This window comes from Clostridium sp. TJA020 (genome assembly GCF_058310295.1).
Map to the genome: position 1 here is coordinate 632,979 of NZ_JBZEFC010000001.1, position 23,737 is coordinate 656,715.

At 28.5% G+C, this 23,737-nt stretch carries 23 protein-coding genes; 1 reads left to right on the top strand and 22 read right to left on the bottom strand.

Annotation, left to right across the window (positions count from 1 at the left end; genetic code table 11):
* Nucleotides 1-4: 4 nt before the first annotated feature.
* On the bottom strand, nucleotides 5-1,777 hold the full coding sequence (dnaG, locus tag AC4FQ1_RS03325; protein ID WP_491146783.1) for a DNA primase: 1,773 nt from the start codon (nucleotides 1,775-1,777) through the stop codon (nucleotides 5-7).
* A gap of 202 nt (nucleotides 1,778-1,979) precedes the next feature.
* On the bottom strand, nucleotides 1,980-3,011 hold the full coding sequence (locus AC4FQ1_RS03330) for a deoxyguanosinetriphosphate triphosphohydrolase (protein WP_491146782.1): 1,032 nt from the start codon (nucleotides 3,009-3,011) through the stop codon (nucleotides 1,980-1,982).
* Nucleotides 3,012-3,225: 214 nt separating this feature from the next.
* Here AC4FQ1_RS03330 and AC4FQ1_RS03335 point away from each other — a divergent pair, with 214 nt between their 5' ends.
* Nucleotides 3,226-4,290 (top strand): CotS family spore coat protein, encoded by a 1,065-nt coding sequence (locus AC4FQ1_RS03335; RefSeq protein ID WP_491168920.1) that lies wholly within the window; start codon nucleotides 3,226-3,228, stop codon nucleotides 4,288-4,290.
* 38 nt (nucleotides 4,291-4,328) lie between these two features.
* Here AC4FQ1_RS03335 and ppdK read toward each other — a convergent pair whose 3' ends face one another.
* The 20 genes from ppdK to grpE form a co-directional block, all read right to left on the bottom strand.
* On the bottom strand, nucleotides 4,329-6,956 hold the full coding sequence (gene ppdK, locus AC4FQ1_RS03340) for a pyruvate, phosphate dikinase (protein WP_491168921.1): 2,628 nt from the start codon (nucleotides 6,954-6,956) through the stop codon (nucleotides 4,329-4,331).
* Nucleotides 6,957-7,028: 72 nt separating this feature from the next.
* Complete coding sequence (gene ccpN / locus AC4FQ1_RS03345) at nucleotides 7,029-7,661, bottom strand: transcriptional regulator CcpN (protein WP_303128565.1); 633 nt, start codon at nucleotides 7,659-7,661, stop codon at nucleotides 7,029-7,031.
* 190 nt (nucleotides 7,662-7,851) lie between these two features.
* Nucleotides 7,852-8,448 carry a DUF4342 domain-containing protein gene (locus tag AC4FQ1_RS03350; RefSeq protein WP_491168922.1) on the bottom strand — a complete coding sequence of 199 codons (597 nt, stop codon included), beginning with the start codon at nucleotides 8,446-8,448 and terminating at the stop codon, nucleotides 7,852-7,854.
* Between the two features lie 6 nt (nucleotides 8,449-8,454).
* Nucleotides 8,455-9,195 carry a DNA repair protein RecO gene (gene recO / locus AC4FQ1_RS03355; protein ID WP_491168923.1) on the bottom strand — a complete coding sequence of 247 codons (741 nt, stop codon included), beginning with the start codon at nucleotides 9,193-9,195 and terminating at the stop codon, nucleotides 8,455-8,457.
* A gap of 21 nt (nucleotides 9,196-9,216) precedes the next feature.
* Nucleotides 9,217-10,107, bottom strand: coding sequence for a GTPase Era (era, locus tag AC4FQ1_RS03360; protein ID WP_303128558.1), 891 nt, complete (start codon nucleotides 10,105-10,107; stop codon nucleotides 9,217-9,219).
* 11 nt (nucleotides 10,108-10,118) lie between these two features.
* Entirely contained in the window at nucleotides 10,119-10,517 is a 399-nt protein-coding gene (locus AC4FQ1_RS03365; protein ID WP_303128556.1) for a cytidine deaminase, read from the bottom strand.
* Nucleotides 10,518-10,613: 96 nt separating this feature from the next.
* Entirely contained in the window at nucleotides 10,614-11,315 is a 702-nt protein-coding gene (locus AC4FQ1_RS03370; RefSeq protein WP_491168924.1) for a diacylglycerol kinase, read from the bottom strand.
* A 17-nt stretch (nucleotides 11,316-11,332) separates the two neighbouring features.
* Nucleotides 11,333-11,833: an rRNA maturation RNase YbeY gene (gene ybeY / locus AC4FQ1_RS03375; protein WP_491168925.1), complete on the bottom strand. Its 501-nt coding sequence runs from the start codon at nucleotides 11,831-11,833 to the stop codon at nucleotides 11,333-11,335.
* A gap of 77 nt (nucleotides 11,834-11,910) precedes the next feature.
* Entirely contained in the window at nucleotides 11,911-13,995 is a 2,085-nt protein-coding gene (locus AC4FQ1_RS03380) for an HD family phosphohydrolase (protein ID WP_491168926.1), read from the bottom strand.
* Between the two features lie 38 nt (nucleotides 13,996-14,033).
* Nucleotides 14,034-15,152: a sporulation protein YqfD gene (yqfD, locus tag AC4FQ1_RS03385; protein ID WP_491168927.1), complete on the bottom strand. Its 1,119-nt coding sequence runs from the start codon at nucleotides 15,150-15,152 to the stop codon at nucleotides 14,034-14,036.
* The gene (gene yqfC, locus AC4FQ1_RS03390) at nucleotides 15,149-15,436 is read right to left on the bottom strand and encodes a sporulation protein YqfC (RefSeq protein ID WP_491168928.1); all 288 of its coding nucleotides are present in this window, start codon (nucleotides 15,434-15,436) and stop codon (nucleotides 15,149-15,151) included. The genes yqfD and yqfC overlap by 4 nt, the downstream gene beginning before the upstream one ends.
* 142 nt (nucleotides 15,437-15,578) lie before the next feature.
* Nucleotides 15,579-16,031, bottom strand: coding sequence for a GatB/YqeY domain-containing protein (locus tag AC4FQ1_RS03395; protein WP_303128541.1), 453 nt, complete (start codon nucleotides 16,029-16,031; stop codon nucleotides 15,579-15,581).
* 22 nt (nucleotides 16,032-16,053) lie between these two features.
* Entirely contained in the window at nucleotides 16,054-16,230 is a 177-nt protein-coding gene (gene rpsU, locus AC4FQ1_RS03400; protein WP_008429643.1) for a 30S ribosomal protein S21, read from the bottom strand.
* A 117-nt stretch (nucleotides 16,231-16,347) separates the two neighbouring features.
* Entirely contained in the window at nucleotides 16,348-16,692 is a 345-nt protein-coding gene (locus AC4FQ1_RS03405; RefSeq protein ID WP_303128506.1) for a histidine triad nucleotide-binding protein, read from the bottom strand.
* A gap of 32 nt (nucleotides 16,693-16,724) precedes the next feature.
* The gene (gene mtaB, locus AC4FQ1_RS03410; RefSeq protein WP_303128504.1) at nucleotides 16,725-18,032 is read right to left on the bottom strand and encodes a tRNA (N(6)-L-threonylcarbamoyladenosine(37)-C(2))-methylthiotransferase MtaB; all 1,308 of its coding nucleotides are present in this window, start codon (nucleotides 18,030-18,032) and stop codon (nucleotides 16,725-16,727) included.
* On the bottom strand, nucleotides 18,032-18,781 hold the full coding sequence (locus AC4FQ1_RS03415) for a 16S rRNA (uracil(1498)-N(3))-methyltransferase (protein WP_303128502.1): 750 nt from the start codon (nucleotides 18,779-18,781) through the stop codon (nucleotides 18,032-18,034). Before AC4FQ1_RS03415 ends, mtaB begins: the two co-directional genes overlap by 1 nt.
* A gap of 18 nt (nucleotides 18,782-18,799) precedes the next feature.
* Nucleotides 18,800-19,741, bottom strand: a complete 942-nt coding sequence (gene prmA / locus AC4FQ1_RS03420) for a 50S ribosomal protein L11 methyltransferase (RefSeq protein ID WP_303128493.1) — start codon at nucleotides 19,739-19,741, stop codon at nucleotides 18,800-18,802.
* A 199-nt stretch (nucleotides 19,742-19,940) separates the two neighbouring features.
* Nucleotides 19,941-21,077: a molecular chaperone DnaJ gene (gene dnaJ / locus AC4FQ1_RS03425; RefSeq protein ID WP_303128464.1), complete on the bottom strand. Its 1,137-nt coding sequence runs from the start codon at nucleotides 21,075-21,077 to the stop codon at nucleotides 19,941-19,943.
* Between the two features lie 109 nt (nucleotides 21,078-21,186).
* Nucleotides 21,187-23,043 carry a molecular chaperone DnaK gene (gene dnaK, locus AC4FQ1_RS03430; RefSeq protein WP_491168929.1) on the bottom strand — a complete coding sequence of 619 codons (1,857 nt, stop codon included), beginning with the start codon at nucleotides 23,041-23,043 and terminating at the stop codon, nucleotides 21,187-21,189.
* 72 nt (nucleotides 23,044-23,115) lie between these two features.
* Nucleotides 23,116-23,727 carry a nucleotide exchange factor GrpE gene (gene grpE / locus AC4FQ1_RS03435; protein WP_303128458.1) on the bottom strand — a complete coding sequence of 204 codons (612 nt, stop codon included), beginning with the start codon at nucleotides 23,725-23,727 and terminating at the stop codon, nucleotides 23,116-23,118.
* Between the last annotated feature and the right edge of the window lie 10 nt (nucleotides 23,728-23,737).

Below are 23,737 nucleotides of genomic sequence, written 5' to 3' on the forward strand. Positions count from 1 at the left end.
CCATTTAATCTCTCTCGCCCTTTTTTAATTCACTATTTAATTTATTTAATTCTAGTGCAATTTTTATTGAATCTTCTATTAATCCTTTTTCAGCTAATTCTTTTTGCTTCTTTTTAAGCTTATCAATTTCTCTCTTTAATTTAAAACTCTTAACCTCTTTTATGTAATCTAATATTAGTCTTTGTTTATCCGTAGCTTTTAAAACTTGGAATTCTTTTATTTTTACCCATTCCTTAGAAGATTCTATATCATCACACCCAGCTTCAACATGTAAAGTAATATCTTTTAATCCTTTTTCTTTTCCATCTTTAATAAGATTAAAAATTTTAGAGTAAGAATTAGAAATTAGATCCTCAGAGGAAATATTATTAACTATTTCTCCATAAAAATCTTCATCTAACATTAATTTTATTAATGCTTTTTCAGCTTTTAAATAACCAGGTTCTACATATAATTTTGTTCCAAATTCTTCCTTTTTATTCACTAAATCATCAGTTTTCGTATTTCTATTTATAGCAATTAAATCATATAAGGATTGCTCCTTTATTCCTGTATCTTCTGATATACTTTTTACGTAAATATCTTTTTCTACAGGATTTAACTTTGCTAGTATTTCAGTAACTCTATCACCATATTCTATAAGAGAAGTTTTTTCTTTAAAGTTTATTCCCTCTTTTGCTCTTTTTAGCTTATAAGATATTAAATCTTCAGCATTATTAACAAGTTTTAAGAAAGCATCCTTTCCATTGCTTCTTACAAACTCATCTGGATCTTTTCCCTGAGGTATTTGTAATACCCTAACATCAAATCCTGCTTCCCTTAGTATATCAAGTCCTCTAATTGTAGCTGTTTGACCTGCAACATCTGCATCATAAGAGATAATCACTTTATCTGCATATCTTTTAAGAAGACGTGCTTGATTTACAGTTAATGCAGTTCCTAAAGATGCAACTACATTAGTTATTCCATATTGATGAAGAGATATTAAATCCATATACCCTTCAACTATTATAAAATACCTATCTTCTAACTTATTTTTTATAGCAAAGTTTAATCCATATAAATTAGTTCCTTTTTGAAATACTAAGGTCTCTGGAGAATTTAAATATTTGGGTTTAGAGTCATCTAAAACTCTCCCACCAAAACCTATAACATCTCCTTTTATATTAAATACTGGAAACATTACTCTATTTCTGAACCTATCATATAATGTTCCTTTTTGACTTCTTATAATAAGACCTGCCTCAAGAATTAATTCATCACTAAATCCTTGCTTATTTAGATAATATCTTAGATTTTGCCATCCATCTTTTGAATAACCAAGCCCAAACCTCTTTATAGTTAAATCTTTAATTCCCCTATTACTGAAATATTCTTTAGCTTTTGAATCTCTTTGAAGGTTAGAAAAAAAATATCTAGCTGCTGCTACATTAACCTTATATAAAAGATTTTTCTTTTTAACAACCTTACTTTCTTCACCATTTCCAAGACTTAAAGGAATATTAGCTCTCTCTGCAAGTAACTTACACGCTTCAATAAAATTTAGATTTTTTTGTTTCATAACAAATGTAAGTACATTGCCAGCTTCTCCACATCCAAAACATTTGTAGATTTGTTTATCTTGAGAAACACTAAAGGAAGGTGATTTTTCATTATGGAACGGACAAAGTCCCATGTAATTTCTACCTGATCTTTTAAGTTTTACTACATCTGAAATAACATCAACAATATCATTCTCTTGTTTAATTCTTTCAATAGTTTCTTCTGTAATACGCAAGGAGCTCTCTCCCTCCTCAGCTTTTTTATGCAACTTATTTTATATTCGACATTTTTTTGCTTATCCCTTCTTTTATTATAAACATTTTTTGTAGAATATTATATTTTGTTGCTCTTTTTATACATATTCTTCTTAAATATTCAAATTCCTTCTTTTGTATACAAATTTATTTTTCCTTAATTTGTATTTTTTATTCCTTTTTTTAGTATATAACTAGTTTTGGAACATAAATTTCATTAAATTTATTTAAACAATAATCATCACTCATACCAGCTATATAATCACAAACTCCTCTTTCTAATCCTTCCCTTTCAACAATTTCTGAATAAAGCTTAGGCATTTTATTTGGATTTTTCATATAATAATTTATTATATGTTCTAATATAAATTTAGCTTTATCCCTCTCTATCTTTAAAATTTCACCTAAATAAATATTTTTAAACATAAATTTTCTAAGTTCTATCATAGCTTCATCTTTTTCTTTGCTAAGACCTACTTTTAAAATTCCATTTTCTAAGTTTTTATTAGATTCATTTATAAAATCTGTTACTAAACTTTCAATTCTAGTAGAATGATTATTACCTAAAACTTTAATAACTTCTTTTGGAAGTTCCTCTTCCCTTAACATATTTGCTCTTATAGAATCATCTATATCATGATTTAAATATGCAATTTTATCAGAATATTTAACAACTATCCCTTCTAAAGTAAATGCATTATTTTTTTTATTTTTTGAAAGACCACTATGATTTATAATTCCATCTAAAACTTCTTTAGTTAAATTTAAACCTCTTCCATCCCTTTCTAACTTTTCAACAACTCTAACGCTTTGCTCATTGTGTCTAAATCCACCCTTTAAAAAATCATTTAAAACTTCTTCTCCATTATGCGCAAATGCAACATGGCCTAAATCATGCCCTAATGCTATAGCTTCTATTAAATACTCATTAAGACCTATCCCTATTCCTATAGTTCTTGCAATTTGTGAAACTTCTAAAGTGTGTGTTAACCTTCTTCTGTAATGATCCCCATTAGTTCTTATATATACTTGTGTTTTATCTTTAAGTCTTCTAAACGCTTTAGAATGTATTATTCTATCTCTATCTACCATAAAACAAGTTCTTATGCTGTCATTTTTTTCATTGATTTTTCTTCCTAGACTTTCTGAAGAATACTTCGCCTCTTTTCTTAATGTCAACCTTTCAAAATTCTCAATTTTTTCTCTTATATACACATAATTCACCTCTAATTAAATAATTCTATATATATCTTTAAAATCCTTTATTTATTAATTCACCTTAGTATTTGCAAAAATTTTAAATTTATTATTATTCTATTTAGATAAACTTTATAATAAATATAGTAATAACAAATACAAAAAATAAAAATTAAATGTTGACAAGTAAAATAAATTTAATAATAAGCAATGTATTTAAGGAGATTATTTAATGAGCAAAAAGTATAAAAATAAATGTAAAGATATATTTTCAGAAGAAAATATAAAAAAAAATATTTTGATTCATTATGGATTAGATGATGCTAATATTGAAATAATAAAATTTAAAGATACAGATAAACAAAGAGCAGTTTATAAAATAAATAAGTCTGGTGTTTCCTACTGCTTAAAAAAAGTTTATTTTGATGAAAAAAATTTACTTTTTGTTTATTCTGCTTTAGAGTGGTTATGGAAAAATGGAATAAAAACACCAACTCTTTTAAATACTTTATCTAAAGAGAAATATGTTAAATTTAAAAATATGTTTTTCATTCTCACCCCTTGGATAGATGGTGTTAAATGTGATTTTGACAATTTAGATCATTTAGTAATCTCAATAAGACAGCTTGCTGGAATTCATTCTTACTCAAGAAAATTTAAACCTATACCTGGAAGTGAAAATCGCATAGGCCTTTCTGATTATTACATATCTACAACAAAGCATTTTGAACAGTTATTATCATTTTATAACTTAGCTTCTAAATCATCAGATAAATTTTCTAATGAATATATAAAAACCTTTGATGATAACTTAGAACTTGCTAAAGCTTCATTATATTTAACATCAAATATAAATAATAATGAATTATCTAAATCTTTATGCCACGGTGATTATGTAAATAAAAATATTATATTTGATTACAATTCTAATATATGGGTAATAGATTTAGATAAATGTAGATTTGATTATTCTGCTAGAGATTTTGGATATTTTCTTAGAAGGCTTTTAAGACGAGATACAACCTGTTTTGATATAGAACTTACCTTATCACTATTAAGAGAATACAATAATATAACTAATCTTACCCCTTCTGATTTAAGATATATTTTAGCATATGTTGCCTTTCCACAAAAATTTTGGAAAATATCAAGAGATTATTATAAAAACTTAAATAAATGCAATAAAGATGCATTTTTTGCTCTTCTACAAAAATCTAATGATAAAACTTATTTTCATCTTAAATTCATTAATGAAATAATACCTAGAATAGAATCTGAATATGGATTTAAACTTTAAAAAAGCCCTAGAGAATAAATTCTCTAGGACTTTATTAATTATCTTTTATTCTTTACTTGTGCTTGAGCTGCTGCAAGTCTTGCAAGTGGAACCCTAAATGGTGAACAAGATACATAATCTAAACCTATATTATGGAAGAATTCAACAGATGAAGGATCTCCACCATGTTCTCCACATATACCAAGTTTTATATTTTCTCTTGTTGATTTACCTTTATCTACTGCCATTTTAACTAATTGTCCAACTCCATTTTGATCAAGTTTTGCAAATGGATCTTGCTCATAAATTCCTTTTTCATAATATGAACCTAAGAATTTAGCTGCATCATCTCTTGAAAATCCGAAAGTCATTTGAGTTAAATCATTTGTACCAAATGAGAAGAATTCTGCTTCTTTTGCTATTTCATCAGCAGTAATACAAGCTCTTGGAATTTCTATCATAGTTCCAACTTTGTATTCTATCTTAGTTCCTTTTTCATCCATAACTAATTCTGCTGTTTTAACAACTACATCTTTAACATATTTTAATTCTTTAAGTTCTCCAACTAATGGAATCATAATTTCTGGTATTACATTATATCCTCTTTCAACATTAACAGCTATTGCAGCTTCAATAATTGCTCTTGTTTGCATTTCTGCAATTTCAGGATAAGTTACTGCAAGACGACAACCTCTATGTCCCATCATTGGATTAAATTCATGTTTACTCTCTACAGCATTTTTTATTTCTGATACATCAATATTTAATTCTTTAGCTAATGCTTTCATATCTTCATCAGTATGAGGTAAGAATTCATGTAGTGGTGGATCCAAAAGTCTTATTGTAGCTGGCATACCTTTAAGCGCTTCATATATTCCTATAAAATCTGCTCTTTGCATTGGAAGTATTTTATTAAGTGCTTTTCTTCTTTCTTCTACTGTTTTAGCTATTATCATTTCTCTAACAGCTAAAATTCTATCTTCAGCAAAGAACATATGCTCTGTTCTACAAAGACCTATTCCTTCTGCTCCAAATTCTACAGCTTGTTTAGCATCTCTTGGAGTATCAGCATTAGTTCTAACCTTTAATGCTCTTATTTCATCAACCCACTCCATGAAAGTTTTAAAGTATCCTGTTATTTCTGGAGTAACTGTTTTTATTTTTTCTCCATATACATTTCCAGTAGTTCCATCTATTGAAATATAATCTTTATCAGTATAAACTTTTCCATTAACTTCTAAAGTCTTATTTTCTTCATTTACTTTTAAATCTCCGCATCCTGCAACACAACAAGTTCCCATTCCTCTAGCTACAACAGCTGCATGTGAAGTCATACCTCCTCTAACAGTAAGTATTCCTTCTGCTGCTATCATACCTTCTATATCTTCTGGTGATGTTTCAAGTCTAACTAAAACTACTTGTTCTCCATTTGCTGCTCTCTCTTTTGCTTCTTCTGCAGTAAATGCTATTTTACCACATGCAGCACCTGGTGATGCAGGTAATCCTTTTGCTATAGGATTTGCTTTCTTTAAATCATCATCATAAAACGTTGGATGAAGAAGTGTATCTAATTGTTTTGGCTCAACTTTAAGTATTGCCTCTTCTTTTGAAATCATACCTTCATCTACTAAGTCAACTGCAATCTTAAGTGCTGATTGAGCTGTTCTTTTACCATTTCTAGTTTGAAGGAAATATAATTTTCCTTCTTCAATTGTTATTTCCATATCTTGCATATCTTTATAATGCTTTTCTAATATGTTAACTATGTCAACAAATTCTTTATATATTTTAGGATTTTGTTCTTCTAGTTTCTTTATAGGAAGAGGTGTTCTTATTCCTGCAACAACATCTTCTCCTTGGGCATTCATTAAATATTCTCCATAAATTTCATTTTCTCCATTTGCTGGATTTCTTGAGAATACAACTCCTGTTCCTGAAGTTTCTCCTTTATTACCAAATACCATTTCTTGAACATTTACTGCTGTTCCCCATTCACCTGGTATATCATTTAATCTTCTATATACTATAGCTCTTGGATTATTCCATGATCTAAATACAGCAGTTACCGCTTCAATTAATTGTGTTTTTGGATCTTGAGGGAATTCTTCCCCTTTTTCTTTTACATATATTTGTTTATACATTGAAACAAGCTCTTTTAAATCCTCTGCAGTTAACTCTGTATCAAATTCAACTCCATTACGCTCTTTCATTTCATCAATTTTATTTTCAAATAACCTCTTTTCAATTCCCATAACAACATCTGAGAACATTTGAATAAATCTTCTATATGAATCATAAGCAAATCTAGGATTATTTGTAGCCTTTGCCATAGCCTCAACAGAAGCATCATTTAACCCAAGATTTAATATGGTATCCATCATACCAGGCATTGAAACCCTAGCCCCTGATCTTACTGAAACAAGAAGTGGATTTTCAGTACTTCCAAACTCCTTTCCAGTAACTTTTTCTAATTCCTTCATAGATTTTTCTATTTCTTCTATTATTGAAGACGCAATTATTTTCCCATCTTCATAATATTTATTACAAGCCTCTGTTGTAACTGTAAATCCTTGTGGAACTGGTACTCCAAGACTTGACATTTCCGCTAGATTGGCACCCTTTCCACCTAGCAAATTTTTCATTGACGCATTTCCTTCCTTAAAAAGATAAACGTACTTTTTTTCCATCTCAATACTCCTCCGTTCAATACTAATGTTATCTATACTATCGGCAATATTACCGTAGTTAGCTAAGTTTAATTATTTATTATTCCCTAGTTTAACAAATAACCTTGTAACGTTAGTTTTTGACACTTTACCCACTATTTTGTATTGTTCTTTATCTTCTACCATAATTTTTTCAACAATTGGAATACTATCAATTTCATGTTCTATTATTTTTTTTGCTATATCATAAGCTGGATCATCAACTGTGCCACATACTATGTTAGGCATTCTAGTCATTATCACACCTACAGGTACTCTATGAATATCCGTGCCTCCTATTGCAATTTTAAGAAAATCTTTTCTTGAAACTGCACCAGTTAAAACTCCTGCATTTTCAACAAATAAAGTTCCTACATCATTCAAAAACAAGTATACGATTGCATCGTAAACTGTTGTACTTTCATTCACTATAGAAGGTTTGGACATAATATCTTTAACCTTTATTTCATTTATATATTCATTTACTAAACTACTCTTTGGTTTATTTGAGTATACATATCCAACCTTAGGTCTTGCATCTAATGTACCTATCATCGTCAATATTGCAAGATCAGCTCTTAAGGCAGCTCTCGTTACCCCTAGTTTCTCTGCTAAAGCTTCGCTAGTTATAGGCTGTCCTTCTTTTACTAGCTTAATTATCTCCTCTTGTCTTTCTGACAATTTCAAAATCGATCCCTCTTTCTAATACAAGGAATATTGAATAAATTGTTATTTTTTGAAATTATAATATAATTATACCACTCAATTCCATTTTTGTCATAGCTTTTCCCATTTTTTTGTAATTAATTTATAAAATATTCCTTGTTAATTGATTTTATCTTAAAAATTTTATAGTTTTGATTATTTTGTATTTTAATTATTCTTTATCATCAAAATTTACTGTATATGTATATACAGTATCTTCTCCACTATAAACATTAGTTTTGTTCTTTTTATTTTTTGTACTATTTATTTTATCTTTAACCATTTCAGTAAAATTTAATGCCTTACCCTTAACTTCTTTGGCTGTACTTTCAACATACTTATTTACAACTTCAATACTTCCATCAGATTTTATTATTTCAATAGTTAACTTAGTTGCAACAGCTGCAATTACTCCAAAAGCTAGTATAGGCGGAATAATAACAGCTATAACTGTTGCTGCTATTCCAGCATTTACTGGGACATCTACAATTAACTCATTATCTTTTTTTACCCTTATTCTACTTACATTTCCTTTTTCTATAATATCCTTTAACCATGTTTTAAGCTCATCAATAGTTAATGATTTTTTTTCATTATCATTTTTACTTGAATTTTCTTCAGCAAATGGTACTACAACACTATTTTCTATATATATTAAAGCTTCTAAAACATCCCCATCATTAAGTTCTAATGCTTTTTTTGCAGCTTCATAAGTAACTCCTGTTCTTTCTCTTATTTGGTCTACTTTTTCTAAAGTAATTTCTTTCATAAATTATCACTCCTTTAAGTAATTTAGCATCTCTAAACTTTTAGGTTTTTTTGAATAATTTGATGATATTATAAAGCTTGTAACTCTCTCAATTTCTTTTTTTATATCTTTTGATAAATTAAGTCTAAAAATTTTATCTGCAGTAGTATTAGATAAAAATTTTAATGAATTATAGCATCCCTTTGAAACATAAAGTCCATGAGTTTTTTCGCATTCATCACAAACTCCTCCAAAATTAGAAAGACTTATATAATTTGATACATTTATTTTTTTTCTACAATTTACACAATAGTCTAATACCAATCCATATCCAGTAGCTTTTAAAAGTTTTAATTCAAAGGACCTTATAAGCAACTCATAATCTATAGCATCAGTATCTAAAAGATATAGTGTAGTTATAAACTCTTTGTAAAGATATAAGTTCCTCTCTCCCTCTACTAATGCTATATCAATAAGCTCACATAAATATGATGAATATGTAAGCTTATCTAAGTTACTCATAAGGCCTTGAAATGAATTAATTATTTTACCTTCTTGAATATTAGATAAATTTTTACCTTTAAATATTGTATAATCTCCATAGCAAAGTGGAAGTGTAATTGCAAATAAACCACTCTTACTTTTTTTTGCTCCCCTAGCTACAGCTGTAATTTTACCTAATCCTTCAGTGTAAATCCAGATTAACTTATCATTTTCTTTATAATCAAGAGCTTTAATAATAACACCTCTTGTATTTATTAAAGACAATTAAAATCAACCTCCAAATATTTACTTAAGCTTTTTATATCCAAGTTCCTTAAGCAATATTTGGTTGTCTCTCCATTCTTTTCTTACTTTAACCCATATTTTTATATTAACTTTGCTTCTTAAAAATCTTTCTAATTCATATCTTGAAGATTCACCTATTCTTTTTAAACATTGCCCATTTTTCCCTATTATTATTCCTTTATGAGAATCTTTTTCGCATATTAAGTCAACTTCAATATGATAAGTTCCATTTTCTTTTTGTTTCATTTGTATTACATCTACTGCTATACCATGTGGAACTTCATCTCTTAATGTTCTAAGAGCCTTTTCTCTTACTATTTCTGATACTACAAATCTTTCTTGAACATCAGTTATCATATCTTCCGGATAATATTTAGGACCTTCTGGTAATTCTGCTACCATAAGTTCTAATAATTTATCAACATTTTTTCCTTTCATTGCTGATATAGGAATTATTTCTTTAAAATCAAATTCTTTTGAAAACTCTACTAATGTTTTAGCTACAGTTTCTTTACTAAATTCATCAACTTTATTTATAACTAAAAAAACTGGAGCTTTTTTATCTCTTAATGATTCTAGTATAAATTTATCTCCTCTTCCAATTTCCTCACCTGGATTAGTTAAGAAAAGAATTAAATCAACATCTTTAGTTGATTCCTTTGCTGAATTAACCATATATTCTCCAAGCTTATGTTTAGGCTTATGGATACCTGGCGTATCAACGAAAATCATTTGATAATCATCTGTTGTTAATATTGTCTGTATATTATTTCTTGTTGTTTGTGGTTTATTAGAAACTATTGAAAGCTTCTCACCCATTATATAATTCATTAATGTAGATTTTCCAACATTTGGTCTTCCTACAATTGAAACAAATCCTGATTTAAACATTTTTCCTCCTGTTACTCTAGATCCTTCTTTGTAAAGGAACCTGGCATTAATTCTTCTAAAGTTTTTTCTATATAGTCATTTTCATTTTTTATTATATAAATTTTTATATTTTCGTCTTCTGCAAATTCAGTTATAACCTGTCTGCAAATTCCACAAGGATAAGTATAGCTATTTGTATCTCCTATAAGTGCAAGAGCTTTAAGAACTCTATTTCCTTTAGAAACTCCATTAAAGATAGCACTACGTTCTGCACAATTTGTAGCTCCATATGATGCATTTTCTATATTGCATCCTGTATATATATTTCCATCTTCAAAAAGAGCTGCTGCTCCAACTTTAAAGTTTGAATATGGACAATATGCTTTTTCTCTTACATTTATAGCTTCTTTTATTAAATTTTCATTAACCATATAAAATCCCTCGCTTTAAATTGTATAATCTATTTAACTATATGTGCTATATATTATATCACTAATAATGAAATTTAAAAAGTTATATATATATGTTTACCCATTAAATATCGTAAATATAAGTAGTGTAACTAATATACCAAAAATAGCTCCAACTAAAACTTCTAATGAAGAATGTACTTCAGAATCAACCCTGCTTTGCGCTGTAATAAGTGCCATAATAAAACTTAAAACTATACATATAGGTTCTTCTGTTATTAAAGAGATAGCAGTAGCTATAGAAAAAGCTAAAGCACTATGTCCACTTGGCATACCACCTTTAAGAGGTGTTCCTTCTCCAAATATAGCTTTTACTATTATCGTTAAAATACAAACTACAACTAATAATATAAATATTGTATAAGGCTCTGAACTCTTTATTTTATGAAGCAATATAAATGAAAAGTTAGACAATTTATCCCAAAAGATAACATAACCAACTACAACAGCATTTATGGCTGTAATTATTACAGCTCCTGCCGCAACATTTTTTGCTATCTTAGCTAAAGGATGATAATAATTTGTGTTCATATCAACAACTGATTCTATAGCTGTATTAAAAAGCTCTGCACTTATTACCATAGATATAGTTATTGCTAAAATTAAAAATTCTATTTTTGAAACATCAAAAAATAAACATCCTATAAGAACTAATACAGAAACTACCATATGAATTTTCATATTCCTTTGAGTTCTAACAGTATAAATAACCCCATCTATAGCATTATTAAAACTATCAACCATCTTTTTTAATCTCATAAAATCACCCTTATTTATTATCTACTAATATTTAATTTACCAAGTATTTCTTCTTCCCTTTTTCTCATTATTTTTTTCTCATCTTCTTCCATGTGATCATAACCTAAAAGATGTAAAACTGAATGAACTACTAAATAGCATGCTTCTCTTTCAAAGGAATGATTGTATTCTTCACTTTGCTCTAAAGCTCTCTCTAAAGATAAAACTATATCACCTAAAACTAATTCTTCTCCATCTAAAAATGTTTCATCAAATTCCTTATTTAAATATATTTCTTTAAATACCTTTTTATCTTCATAATCTAACATTGGAAATGATAAAACGTCTGTTGCTCTATCTATTCCTCTTGTATCATTATTTATTTCTTTTATTTCATTATTATCAACAAATAACATAGATATTTCACAATCTACATTAACTTCTTCTTCTTTTAGGGCAAAATTTATTACTCTTTCTAAATTATTAATAAATTCTTCTGTTACATTTATTTTATCTTGTCTATTATCTACATATATCATATTTTTTCTCCCTTTATATTTATTTTATATTTATATTATAAACTAAATTATGGGGAGTTTAATACTCCCCATAACAATTAATTATTTTTCTCTTTTTTTTCACTTGGATATTCTATACGTTGATGGTATATACCATATAAGGCTTTCAAGAAACACTTTCTAATCGTTTCTAAATCTTTAAGTGTCAAATCACAATTATCTAATTGTCCTGAATAAAGTTTATCTTTTATTATATTATTTACCATTTCCTCTATTTTACCTTTAGTTGGTTCAGATATTGATCTAACTGCCGCTTCTGTGCTATCTGCTAACATTATTATCCCCGCTTCTTTACTACTTGGTATTGGACCTGGATATCTAAACTCTTCTTCATTTACATCTTCTGGATTTTCAGAACTATTTTTCATTTTATAATAAAAGTATTTTACTAATGTTGTTCCATGATGTTGTTCTATTATATCTTTTATAACATCAGGTATGTTATATTCCTTTGCAAGTTCAACACCATCTTTAACATGAGATGTTATTATTAAGGTACTCAAATTAGCTGTAATTTTATCATGAGGATTCTCTTTTCCAAATTGATTTTCACCAAAAAAATATGGTCTTTTTGTCTTACCAACATCATGGAAATAAGCACCTACTCTAGCTATTACAGGATTAGCATTAACTTCTTCTGCAGCCATTTCTGCTAAATTAGCAACTAACATACTATGATGATAAGTTCCAGGAGCTTCCATCAAAAGCTTTTTAAGTAACGGGTTATTAGGATTTGAAAGTTCTAAAAGCTTAAGTGTTGTTACAACATCAAAACTTGATTCCAAAAACGGTAATACACCTATAGAAAGTATTGCCGAAAAAATAACTCCTACTGCTGATAATCCACTAAAAATAAATATTTCTTTAAAGTTGTTTGATAATAATACTCCTGTTGTAAATGTAATTATAGCACTTATTATCATGAGCCATATTGATGAATAAAAAATATCATTTCTTTGTTGCATCTTTCTAAAGCTTATAGCTCCTAAAATAGCATTTAATATTCCAAGAATCATTATTTGTGGATTAAAATTAACTAATGCACTTATAATTATTACATTAATACTACAAACTATAAGAGATAACTTATAATCAATAAGTAAAGTAATAAGTATTGGTGCGCATGCTAGAGGAATAACAAAGGGAGAAATTTCTCCAATAACTCTAGCTAATATAAAACTAAATATATTTATTATATTTATAAGTACAACAAGCTTAGTATTTTTATATACATTTTTATGATATTTATATATATAAAAATATTGAATAAAGAATGTTACAACAGTAAATATAGCAAGCATTGAATAAAGAAGTAAAAAGCTTCCCCCTCCATTTTGATCTAAAATACCTAAATCTTTTAATATTTCTATCTGTTCTGCTGTTACAGGTTCTCCCTCACTTACTATTGTTTGATTTTTCTTAATTATTACTTTAGGTACATTCTTTTGAACCTCTTTTATTAACTCTTCTGTTTTTTCTTTATCATAAAAGAAATTTGGTTTTATTTCAGGTATAACTAACTTTTTAAGAACCTTTTTAACAGAAGGCTTAGTATCTGTTGCTTCAATTTGTTTGTTTGCAAGATCTATTGCATTATTTAAACTTTCAGCATTTCCATCCTCTATATTCGTTTGATAAACTTCATTTATTATTGTATTTAATTCAAACTTTATATCATTAAGTTTAGAATCAGAAAGTGAAATTAATACTTTATAATCATTTTCATTTAAATATTTGTTATCTAACTTCAATAATTCTTTTAATTTATCATTTTCATTTTCCACTGTTGCTTTTAAATTTATAACTTTGTTTAAAACATTATCTATATTTTTTAAGGCTTCCGTCCTAATTTCACCCTTTGAAGTATAAGGCTTATCTATTTTTTCAGTTGCTTCTTTTATTCTTTCATTTGTAGCTATTTCATTTACAGTATCTCTTGGTGCCTTTATATCAACTCTAGCTATTTCACCTTCCTTTAAATCATACTGTTTAGGTGCTATTGCCGTTATAAGCAATATATATGTTATAAGTATTGTAACTATATTAACTAATGTTTTAATATATAATTTTTTAGACTTTTTTGATAGACTTTTATTTAAAAATAACTTTTCTTTTATATTCAATGTTTATCACCTTCTTATCAATTACATATTACTTAAATTTACGCTATGTTTTCTTCAACTACAAATTGTGCAATTATTTGTATCTTTCCATCTTTTATACTTTTAACTTTATGATTTCTCTTTATTATTTTAGCTTCATTACTAAGATCCTTTAATAGAAGGTTTTCTAACTTATTTAAAGAGTCATTCACTACGCTATCTTCATCTAAATTTATTTCCCTTTCTGCCATTTCACAATAAGTAATAGACTTAACAAATCCAGTATTATCTACTATTTTATCATAATTTCCAAATGAATTTGTAGCCTTTTTTAAGTAAATTTTCTTTCCCCATAAGTTTAAATATAAATCTTTATCCTCTCTTCCTGTTTTCTCTAACTTTTTACCTTTTATTTGAACTTCTAAACTTCTCTCGTAAAAAACATTAGCTATAACGCTTCCTTTAGGTTCAACTTCATATTTTTCTTCTAAAAGGCCATCATATGGATATATTAAAACATCACCCTTTTTAACCATATCTCCTGGATTTACTGCTGCTGTACCAAATTGAGTATATACTCTTTTTACTTCTCCATCCTTTTTAGCTAATATTTCTTTATTATAATTTTCTAAAAAATCTGGTGGATTTACTTTTTCTTCTATTTTAACTTTTAAAGTAGAACCTTCAATTCTTGCCCTAACCCATAATATTTCATCATGTATATCTTCAAGTTTTTTCTCTAAGCTATAAACATCAACTTCACTTTTCCCAATACCTTGCTTTATTCCAAATTCATTTAATATTTTTCTTATTTCAAATGGAGTAACATTTTTTTCTGTATATATATCTATCGCCCATATTCTTGTTGATAATATAAACAATATAAAAAAGAATAAAACTCCACCTATAGTAAATGTTATCTTTCTTTTTAATTTCGATATATTTATTATTTTTCCTTTTCTTTTTAAAATTTTAGTTTTTCCATTACACCTTTTAACTATTGTCTTTAAATCTTCATAATCATCTCCATATATATCCATATTTAAAGTAACAGCATCTATCCTCTTTATTTTATTAACCTTTATACCACTTTTCCATAGTCCATTTAATATTTGTTCTGTATTCATACAAGTAACTTCAACTGTTATTATAGATATTTTTTTTGCATAGTACCTCATATTTCAATACCTTCATATGATATTGCTTTAAACCTTCCACTTAAAACTATTGTTTCAGATGCTATATATAATATTTCAAAATTTTCACCCTCAATTTTTACAAAACCTATATTAGTTTTTACTTTTATAAACTCTTTATCAAAAGAATCTATTCCCTTATGATTTTCTATACTTATTTCTTCTCTACCTACAACAGTTATCTTAGGTAAATTCAAAATAACATCTTTAGGTAAATCTATTTTTTCTATAATGTTATTCTTTTTTTTATTTATACTCTCTCTCAAAATAAAACCTCCCTTTACAAATACTCCTATCATAGTAATTTATGATTTTTAAATAATTTTAATTACAAAAAAGGAGAGTTTTTAAACTCTCCTTTTTTAATAAATAACAAAAAGAGCTCCATAAGAGCTCTTTTGCTATTTATTATTTATTATTTAAATAATTTTTAACTAATTGACTTACAAGCTTGCCATCAGCTTTACCAACTGTCTTAGGTCTAACTAACGCCATAACTTTTCCCATGTCTTTTATGCTACATGCACCCGCTTCTGTAGCTGATTCTTCTACTATCTTTAAAATTTCGTCTTCGCTTAATTGCTGAGGAAGGTAATCTAGCAAGATACTGATTTCAGCATTAGCTTCATCTACTAAATCTTGTCTGTTACCTTTTTCAAACTCAAGCACAGCTTCTCTTCTTTGCTTGACTTCTTTTGCTAATATTTCAATTATTTCGCTTTCTTCTACTGGTTTACCAGTTGTTTTTTCAGCTAATAAAATAGCAGATTTAGCGGTACTTAATACATTAGCTTTAAACTTGTCTTTTGCCTTTAAAGCAGTTTTCCAATCTTCTTGAAGTCTCTCTTTAATTCCTGGCATTTTTATACCTTCTTTCAAAATACTACTTGAACTTTCTCTTTCTAGCAGCTTCTGATTTCTTTTTCTTCTTTACGCTTGGTTTTTCGTAGTGTTCTCTCTTTCTTACTTCTGAAAGAACTCCAGCTCTAGCGCATTTTCTCTTGAATCTTCTTAATGCACTTTCAAGTGTTTCGTTTTCTCCAACTTTTATTTCTGACATCTATTATCCCTCCCTCCGCTAGCTTAAATTATAAATTCAATCAGCTACGGGCTTAATAACACAAGCTATATTATACATTAGTTTTGTTATTTATGTCAACATTTTACGTAAACATTTTTAGCCTGGTGGCCATTTTAATTCTCTTCCACCTAAAACATGGAAATGCATATGATCTACTGTTTGCCCACCTAACACTCCACAGTTATTTACTATTCTATATCCATCATCAGCAATACCTAACTCACTTGTTATTTTATTTATAACTTCAAAAATATGTGCTATTATATGAGAATTTTCGTTTGAAATCATATTAGCACTTTTTATATGTTCCTTTGGTATTACTAAAAAATGAACCGGTGCCTCTGGACTTATATCATAAAATGCATAAACTAAATCATCTTCGTATATTTTCTTTGAAGGAATTTCACCTTTTACTATTTTACAAAAAATACAATCTGTCATAAGTTCACCCCCTTTACAGAGTAGTTACCTTATTATTTTACCACTTTTCCTTCTGCATAGTCACCCTTTGATTCAAAAAGTTTTACTTTTATTATATTTCCAATATCATCTTTAGATGCACCATGAACATGAACCTTAACATAATTTCTAGTATACCCTTCAAATATTCCATCTAAGCCTTTAACTTCCTGCTCAATTAAAACTCCCATTTCTCTTCCCATTAAACTATCAGTATAAGCTTTTTCATTTATATTATTAAGTTCTATTAATCTTTTGCTTCTCTCTTCTTTTATATTTCCATCTATTTGGTTTTCCATTGTAGCTGCTTTAGTTCCAGTTCTTGGACTAAATTTAAATATATGAGTTTTAGTTAATTTATTTCTTTTTAAAAATTCATATGTTTCTTCAAACTCTTCATTAGTTTCTCCTGGAAATCCAACAATTACATCTGTTGTTATTGAAGCATCCTTTAAATTTTCTCTTAAAACATTAACTATTCTTTCATATTCTTCTGCTGAATATCTTCTATTCATTCTTTTTAATGTGGAATTACAACCACTTTGAAGTGATAAATGGAATTGTGGGCATAATTTTTTCATGTTTTTTATTTTTTCTACAACTTCATCAGTAAAGAATGCTGGCTCTATTGAACCTATTCTAACTCTTTCTATTCCATCTATCTTTTCTATTTCTTCTAATAACGTTACTAAATCAACATTACCTTCTAAATCTAATCCATATGATGCTGTATGTATACCAGATAAAATTACTTCTTTAAAACCATGATTTGCAAGTTCTCTTACTTCATTTAATACATTATTGAAATCTTTTGAGCAAACTGCGCCTCTAGTATATGGTATTAAACAATATGCACAAAACCTATTACATCCATCTTGTATTTTTAAAAACGCTCTAGTTTTATCTCTATAATCTTCTATTTTTAATTCCTCAAATTGTTTATTTCTAAGTACTGCCCCAACTTTAACTTGAGGTTTCTTTTCATCCCTAGCTTTATTTACATAGTATACTATGTCTCCTTTATTTCTAGTACCAAGAACTACATCTACACCTTCTATTCCTGAAACTTCTTTTGGCGCTATTTGTGAATAACAACCTACAACTGCTATTATAGCTTCAGGATTTAATCTTCTAGCTCTACCTATAATTTGTCTTGATTTTTTATCTCCCATATTAGTAACAGAACATGTATTTACAACATATACATCTGAAACTTCTGAAAAATCTACAACTTCATATCCTTCTCTTACAAATTTTTCAGTCATAGCTTCTGATTCATACATATTTACTCTACATCCTAATGTAGCAAATGCAACCTTCATTAAATCTTTCCTCCTAAGTCACCTAATTCATATTGAATCAATGAGGTAGCAACAAAACCTGCTGTTTCTGTTCTAAGAATTCTTTTTCCTAGAGTTATAATATATGCTCCCTCTGTCTTTAACTTTTCTATTTCTGCTTCTTCAAATCCACCTTCTGGCCCTACAACAATTCCAATTCTCTTTATAGAATTTTTATCTAAATCCTTCATCAAAGATTTTATACCAAAATCTTCTTTATTTTCATAAGGTACTATAAGTAAATCAAATTCTTTTATTTCTTTTATTAAATCATTAATTTTTATAGGTTCTAAAACCCTTGGAATTATACTTCTTTTACTTTGCTTACAAGCCTCAAGTGCTATTCTATTTAATCTATCTAATTTTTTAAAATCGCCTTTTAATTTTACATCAACTCTATCAGTAATTAAAGGAACAAATTTTGTTATTCCAAGTTCTGTTCCTTTTTGAACTATTAAATCCATTTTTTGCGCTTTTGGCATCCCTTGAAATAAAACTATTTCAATATTACTTTCATTATTTAAATCTAACTTTTTAACTATATCTAAAGTTACTTCACTTTTTGTAACTTCATTAATTTTAGCTAAATACTCTGTTCCATTACAATCATTTAAGACTACCTCTTCACCTTCTGAAAGTCTTAAAACTTTATATATATGCTTAACATCATCACCTATTATTTTGGCATAATCTCCAAATACATACTCTGATGGTGTAAAAAACTTATGCATTAAATAATCACCTAACCTTTATTTTGATTTTGCAATTATGCAGTTCCATTCTCCGTCTTTGTTAACTTTAATTACTTCAAAACCACTTTCTTCAAGCTTAGATGTAACCATATCAACTCTATCATGAATTATACCTGATGTTATAAATATTCCACCTTCTTTTAAAACTCTCTTAACATCATCTATTAATATACATATTACTTCTGCAATAATATTAGCTACAACTATATCAGCTTTCCCATCTATAACTTCAACTAAGTTTCCATAAAGAACTTCTATATTATCTAAATTATTGTATTCTACATTTTCCTTTGCTGACTCAACTGCAACTGGATCTAAATCTACCCCAACAGCTTTTTTAGCTCCAAGCTTAGCTGCAGCTATTGCAAGAATTCCTGAACCTGTTCCAACATCAAATACTATACTATCTTTTTGAACATATTTTTCAAGTGCTTGTATACACATTCTTGTTGTTTCGTGGTCACCTGTTCCAAATGCCATTCCCGGATCTAATTCTACAACTAATTCTCCATCTTTTTGTTCGTATTCTTCCCATATTGGTTTTACAACTATTTGGTCTCCAACTTTAGATGGTTTATAATACTTTTTCCAATTATTTGCCCAATCTTCTTCATGAGTTTTAGAAACTTCAACTCTTCCTTCTCCAACGTTAAAGCCCATATTTCTTATTTCTTCTACTTTCTCTTTAACATATTTAACAACTTCATCTATGTTGTCTTCTTCTGAAAAATATCCTTTTACAACAGCAAATTTACCTTTATGTTCTAAAACATTTATATCTGCAAAATCCCAAGTTAAAGGACCTTGTTCTCTACCTAATATGTCATTTGGATCTTCAACTGAAACTCCTTTGCAATCTAATATGTAAAAAATCCCTTCTATTGGCTCAAGTGCCTCACTTGTTGTAATAACTTTTATCTCTATCCATGATCCTTCCATGAAAATCATTCCTTTCTAATATGTCACTAATAAACTAATAAATAATTTTAACCTTTTTCTTAAGATTATGTCAAGGTTACTACTATCAATATATAAAATACTTTAAATTACATTTATCAATAGGTTATAAAATATCTTTTTAACAATTTATATATTTATATTACAAAAAAGGCTACTTAAAATAGTAGCCTTTTTAGATTTATTTAAATAAATCTCTTAATCCTTTTTTATGATGCTCTTTTCCATCTACCTTTTCTCCTGATGCTTCCATAAACATCATTAAAGCTTCTTTTTGCTTTTCATTAAGCTTTTTAGGAATATCAACTATTACTTTTACATATTGATCTCCTCTTCCGCCTCCATTAACTCTAGGAACACCTTTTCCTTTTAACCTAAATAATGTTCCAGATTGAGTTCCAGCTGGAACTGTATACTTAACATTTCCATCTACAGTTTCAACAGTTATCTCAGTACCTAAAGCTGCTTTAGCCATAGATACATGAGTATCAACATATATATCTATTCCTTTTCTTTTAAACTTAGAAGATGCTGATACAATTATATTAATATAAAGATCTCCTGCTGGACCTCCATTAGTACCATCCTCACCTTGTCCTCTAAGTGGAATTACATTTCCTGTATCTACACCTGCTGGTATATTAACTTTTATTTTTCTATGCTTTCTAACTTTACCTTTTCCTTTACATGTTTCACATGGTTCTTCTATAATCTTACCTGTTCCATGACATTGATCACATGTTGTTGTACTTACGAAACTTCCAAGAGGTGTTTGTCTTTGAACTCTAATTTGTCCTGTTCCATGACAAGTTGGACATGTTTTTGGTGTTGTTCCTGCTTTAGCACCTGTTCCATGACAACTTTCACAATTTTCACTTCTTGTAATTGATATTTCTTTTTCTACGCCTTTTATAGCTTCTTCAAATGTTAGTCTTATTGTATATTCAATATCGGCTCCTCTTCTTGGTCCATTATTTCTAGCTGAACTTCCGCCACCGCCTCCAAAGAATGAATCAAATATATCTCCGAAGCCTCCGATATCTGAAAAATCGAAACCTCCGAATCCACCTGCTCCTGCTCCAAATCCACTTCCATCAAAATCAGCTGTTCCAAATTGATCATATCTAGCTTTTTTCTCTGGATCTGAAAGTACTTGATAAGCTTCATTTATTTCCTTAAATTTTTGTTCTGCTTCAGCATTTCCTTGATTTTTATCAGGATGGTATTTTATAGCTAGCTTTCTAAAGGCCTTTTTTATTTCTGCATCACTTGCACCCTTTTGTAAACCAAGAATTTCATAATAGTCTTTTTGCGCCATCTATTTCACCACCATATTATTATAAATTTATATTATTAAACTTTACAAAAGGGAAGACGAGTACTGCCTTCCCCTTTGTTATTATAAAGGTATTGTAGTTTATTTACAACTACTTATCATCTTCTACTTTAAAATCTGCATCTACAACATTATCATCATGTGGTGCTTCTTGAGATCCTTGAGCTCCACCCATGTTATTTGGATCAAATCCTTGAGCTCCACCTTGTGCTCCTGCTTCTTGATATATTTTTGATGAAATTGCATAGAATTCTTTTGTTAATTCATCAACAGCAGTCTTAATAGCTTCTAAATCGTCTCCATCTTTAACTTTCTTAACAGCTTCTAACTTTTCAATAACCTTTGCTTTATCTTCTGCTGAAACTTTATCTCCAAGTTCTTCTAAAGTTTTTTCTGTTTGATAAACGACTTGATCTGCATTATTTTTAACTTCTATTGTTTCTTTTCTCTTCTTGTCTTCTTCAGCAAATTTTTCAGCTTCTTTAACAGCCTTATCTACTTCATCATCAGTTAAGTTAGTTGATGCTGTTATTGTAATATTTGCTTCTTTACCAGTTCCTTTATCCATAGCTGATACATTAACTATACCGTTAGCATCTATATCAAATGTAACTTCGATTTGAGGAATTCCTCTTGGAGCTGGTGCAATTCCTGATAATGTAAATCTTCCTAAAGTTTTATTATCAGCAGCCATTTGTCTTTCACCTTGAACTACGTGAATTTCAACTGATGTTTGACCATCTGCAGCTGTTGAGAATACTTGACTCTTCTTAGCTGGAATTGTTGTATTTCTTTCTATAAGTGGAGTAGCAACTCCTCCTAAAGTTTCAATTCCTAATGTTAATGGTGTAACATCTAATAATAATACGTCTTTAACTTCCCCTGTTAATACACCTGCTTGAATAGCTGCACCTATTGCAACACATTCATCTGGGTTAACTCCCTTTGAAGGTTCTTTTCCTATAAAGTTTTTAACTGCTTCTTGAACAGCTGGTATTCTTGTTGATCCACCAACTAATAATACTTTATCAATGTCTTTTACTGATAATGATGCATCTTGTAATGCTTTTTTCATTGGTTCAATTGATCTTTGAACTAAATCATGAGTTAATTCATTGAATTTAGCTCTAGTTAAATTCATATCTATATGTTTAGGACCTGTTGCATCTGCTGTTATAAATGGTAAGTTAATATTTGTTTGTGTTGATGATGATAATTCAATTTTAGCTTTTTCAGCTGCTTCTTTTAATCTTTGAAGTGCCATCTTATCTTGTCTTAAATCTATACCATTTTCTGCTTTAAATGTATCTGCAATATAGTCCATTATTTTGTTATCAAAGTCATCTCCACCTAAGTGAGTATCTCCATTTGTTGATAGTACTTCAAATACTCCATCGCCAAGTTCTAGTATAGATACATCAAAAGTACCACCACCTAGGTCATATACTAATACCTTTTCTTCTGCTTCTGTTTTATCTAATCCATAAGCTAAAGCTGCTGCTGTTGGTTCGTTTATTATTCTTAATACTTCAAGTCCTGCTATTTTACCAGCATCTTTTGTTGCTTGTCTTTGAGCATCATTAAAGTATGCAGGAACAGTGATAACTGCTTGATTTACTTTTTCTCCTAAGTAACTTTCTGCATCTGCTTTTAATTTTTGAAGTACCATTGCTGATATTTCTTGTGGTGTATAGTTCTTTCCATCTATATCAACCTTATAGTCTGTTCCCATATGTCTCTTTATTGAGATTATTGTTTTGTCTGGATTTGTAATCGCTTGTCTTTTAGCAACTTGACCAACTAGTCTTTCTCCATTTGCTTGGAATGAAACAACTGATGGAGTTGTTCTTGCTCCTTCTGAGTTAGTTATAACTACAGGTTCTCCACCTTCCATAACTGCTACACATGAATTTGTAGTTCCTAAGTCAATTCCTATAATTTTTGCCATAATATATTCCTCCTTAACTCAAACTTTCATTTGATTTAAATTCTAAATTTAATATATTTTAAAATGTTATTTTTAGTTTGCAACTTTTACAACAGAGTGTCTTATAACTTTGTCTCCTCTTTTATAACCTTTCATGAAAACTTCAGCTACTTGATTTTCTCCAAAGTTCTCATCTTGAATATGCATTACTGCTTGATGCATATTAGGATCAAAACCTTCTTCTGTTATAATTTCTTCAACACCTAACTTTTCTAGAGATCCTCTAAAACCTTTAAGTGTCATTTCTAATCCTTTTTTCATATCTTCTACACTACCATCAGCTTCGATAGCTCTTTCAAGATTATCAAGGTTTGGAATTATTTCCTTTAATACATCTACACATGCATCTGTGTAAATTCCTTCTTTTTCTTTTGTTGTTCTTTTTCTATAATTATCATATTCAGCTGTAAGTCTTAAAAGTCTGTCCTTTAAAGTCTCAAGTTCATTTTGTAGCTTTTTATTTTCTTCCTTTGTCTTTTTAAACATTTTTAACTCATCCTCTTCTTTATTATCTTCTACTTGAGACTCTTCTTTTAACTCTTCTTCATTTGATGAATCTAAATTTTCTTTTGTCATTTCTTCTTCAGCTACTATGTTTTCCTCATTTTTAACTTCTTGTTCTTGATTTTCTAAATTTTCTTTCACTTTTTGCCCA